This window comes from Lacticaseibacillus suilingensis, assembly GCF_016861845.1.
Classification (GTDB): domain Bacteria; phylum Bacillota; class Bacilli; order Lactobacillales; family Lactobacillaceae; genus Lacticaseibacillus; species Lacticaseibacillus suilingensis.
On record NZ_BOLV01000051.1, the window covers coordinates 1 to 3,034 of the forward strand.

Annotated in this window: 1 rRNA gene; it reads left to right on the forward strand. The window is 50.9% G+C overall.

Going from position 1 to position 3,034, the window contains the following annotated elements:
- Positions 1–109 precede the first annotated feature (109 nt).
- A 23S ribosomal RNA gene (locus tag JUF11_RS12955) occupies positions 110–3,027 on the forward strand.
- The last annotated feature ends 7 nt before the right edge of the window (positions 3,028–3,034 follow it).

The following is a 3,034-nucleotide window of genomic DNA, read 5'->3' on the forward strand; positions in this document are numbered from 1 at the left end:
TCTTTGAAAACTGGATATCATTGTTTTAAAGAAATGCCGAGAACACAGCGTATTTGTTAGAGTTTCTAGATAGAAATTCGATCGCTAGACCGATCTTTTAAAAGATCAAGGTCAAGTTACAAAGGGCGCACGGTGGATGCCTTGGCACTAGGAGCCGATGAAGGACGGAACTAATACCGATATGCTTCGGGGAGCTATACGTAAGCTTTGATCCGAAGATTTCCGAATGGGGGAACCCAATCACCTTTAGGTGATTACTGGCATGTGAATACATAGCATGTCAGAGGCATACGCAGGGAACTGAAACATCTAAGTACCTGCAGGAAGAGAAAGCAATTGCGATTCCCATAGTAGCGGCGAGCGAAGTGGGAACAGCCCAAACCAAGAAGCTTGCTTCTTGGGGTTGTAGGACCAGACATTGGAGTTACCAAAGTGGTTGATAGACGAAGTCAGCTGGAAAGCTGCGCGAAACAAGGTGAAAGCCCTGTAGTCGAAATCGACCACCCTCCGTTTGGGATCCTGAGTACGGCGGAACACGTGAAATTCCGTCGGAATCCGGGTGGACCATCACCCAAGGCTAAATACTCCCTAGTGACCGATAGTGAACCAGTACCGTGAGGGAAAGGTGAAAAGCACCCCGGAAGGGGAGTGAAATAGTTCCTGAAACCGTGTGCCTACAATTAGTTGGAGCCCGTTAATGGGTGACAGCGTGCCTTTTGTAGAATGAACCGGCGAGTTACGCTAACATGCGAGGTTAAGGTGAAAAGCCGGAGCCGCAGCGAAAGCGAGTCTGAATAGGGCGATTAAGTATGTTGGTGTAGACCCGAAACCAAGTGACCTACCCATGACCAGGTTGAAGGTGTGGTAAAACACACTGGAGGACCGAACCCGTGTATGTTGAAAAATGCTGGGATGAGTTGTGGGTAGCGGTGAAATTCCAAACGAACTTGGAGATAGCTGGTTCTCTCCGAAATAGCTTTAGGGCTAGCCTCGGAGGATGGATATTGGAGGTAGAGCACTGTTTGGACTAGGGGCCCGTCATGGGTTACTGAATTCAGATAAACTCCGAATACCAATTATCTTACTCCGGGAGTCAGACAGTGAGCGATAAGGTCCATTGTCGAAAGGGGAACAGCCCAGATCACCAGTTAAGGTCCCTAAATTTATGCTAAGTGGAAAAGGATGTGGCGTTGCACAGACAACTAGGATGTTGGCTCAGAAGCAGCCATCATTTAAAGAGTGCGTAATAGCTCACTAGTCGAGTGACCCTGCGCCGAAAATATACCGGGGCTAAGCATAATACCGAAACTGTGGGTGCAACCTTATGGTTGCGCGGTAGGAGAGCGTTCTAATGGCGTTGAAGGTCGATCGTGAGGACGGCTGGAGCGATTAGAAGTGAGAATGCCGGCATGAGTAGCGAAAGATAGGTGAGAATCCTATCCACCGTATGACTAAGGTTTTCTGGGGAAGGCTCGTCCTCCCAGAGTTAGTCGGGACCTAAGGCGAGGCCGAGAGGCGTAGTCGATGGAAAACAGGTTGAGATTCCTGTACTGATTTATTTTGTTTGACCGATGGCGGGACGCAGGAGGTTAAGCCAAGCACCCGGCTGGAAATGGGTGTCCAAGCAACAAGTCTTGACGCGAGTGAAATGCTTACGACTATAAGGACAAGTTGTGATGGGGAGCGAAATTTTAGTAGCGAAGTGGCTGATATCACACTGCCGAGAAAAGCGTCTAGTTAGAAATAAATCACCCGTACCGCAAACCGACACAGGTAGTCGAGGCGAGTAGCCTCAGGTGAGCGAGCGAACTCTCGTTAAGGAACTCGGCAAAATGACCCCGTAACTTCGGAAGAAGGGGTGCTGACCGCAAGGTCAGCCGCAGTGAATAGGCCCAAACAACTGTTTATCAAAAACACAGGTCTCTGCTAAATCGTAAGATGACGTATAGGGGCTGACACCTGCCCGGTGCTGGAAGGTTAAGAGGATGAGTTAGCGTAAGCGAAGCCCAGAATTGAAGCCCCAGTAAACGGCGGCCGTAACTATAACGGTCCTAAGGTAGCGAAATTCCTTGTCGGGTAAGTTCCGACCCGCACGAAAGGTGTAATGATTTGGGCACTGTCTCAACGAGAGACTCGGTGAAATTATAGTACCCGTGAAGATGCGGGTTACCCGCGACAGGACGGAAAGACCCCATGGAGCTTTACTGTAGCTTGATATTGAGTGTTTGTACCGCTTGTACAGGATAGGTAGGAGCCGTAGAGACCGGAACGCTAGTTTCGGAGGAGGCATTGGTGGGATACTACCCTTGCTGTATGAACACTCTAACCCGCGCCACTAAGCGTGGCGGGAGACAGTGTCAGGTGGGCAGTTTGACTGGGGCGGTCGCCTCCTAAAATGTAACGGAGGCGCCCAAAGGTTCCCTCAGAATGGTTGGAAATCATTCGCAGAGTGTAAAGGTATAAGGGAGCTTGACTGCGAGACTGACAAGTCGAGCAGGGACGAAAGTCGGGCTTAGTGATCCGGTGGTTCCGCATGGAAGGGCCATCGCTCAACGGATAAAAGCTACCCTGGGGATAACAGGCTTATCTTCCCCAAGAGTCCACATCGACGGGAAGGTTTGGCACCTCGATGTCGGCTCATCGCATCCTGGGGCTGTAGTCGGTCCCAAGGGTTGGGCTGTTCGCCCATTAAAGCGGTACGCGAGCTGGGTTCAGAACGTCGTGAGACAGTTCGGTCCCTATCCGTCGCGGGCGCAGGAAATTTGAGAGGAGCTGTCCTTAGTACGAGAGGACCGGGATGGACGTTCCGCTGGTGTACCAGTTGTGCCGCCAGGCGCATCGCTGGGTAGCTATGAACGGAAGGGATAAACGCTGAAAGCATCTAAGTGTGAAGCCCCCCTCGAGATGAGATTTCCCATTCCTATATGGAAGTAAGACCCCTGAGAGATGATCAGGTAGATAGGCTGGAAGTGGAAGTGCAGCGATGCATGGAGCGGACCAGTACTAATCGGTCGAGGACTTGACCAAAACGTGC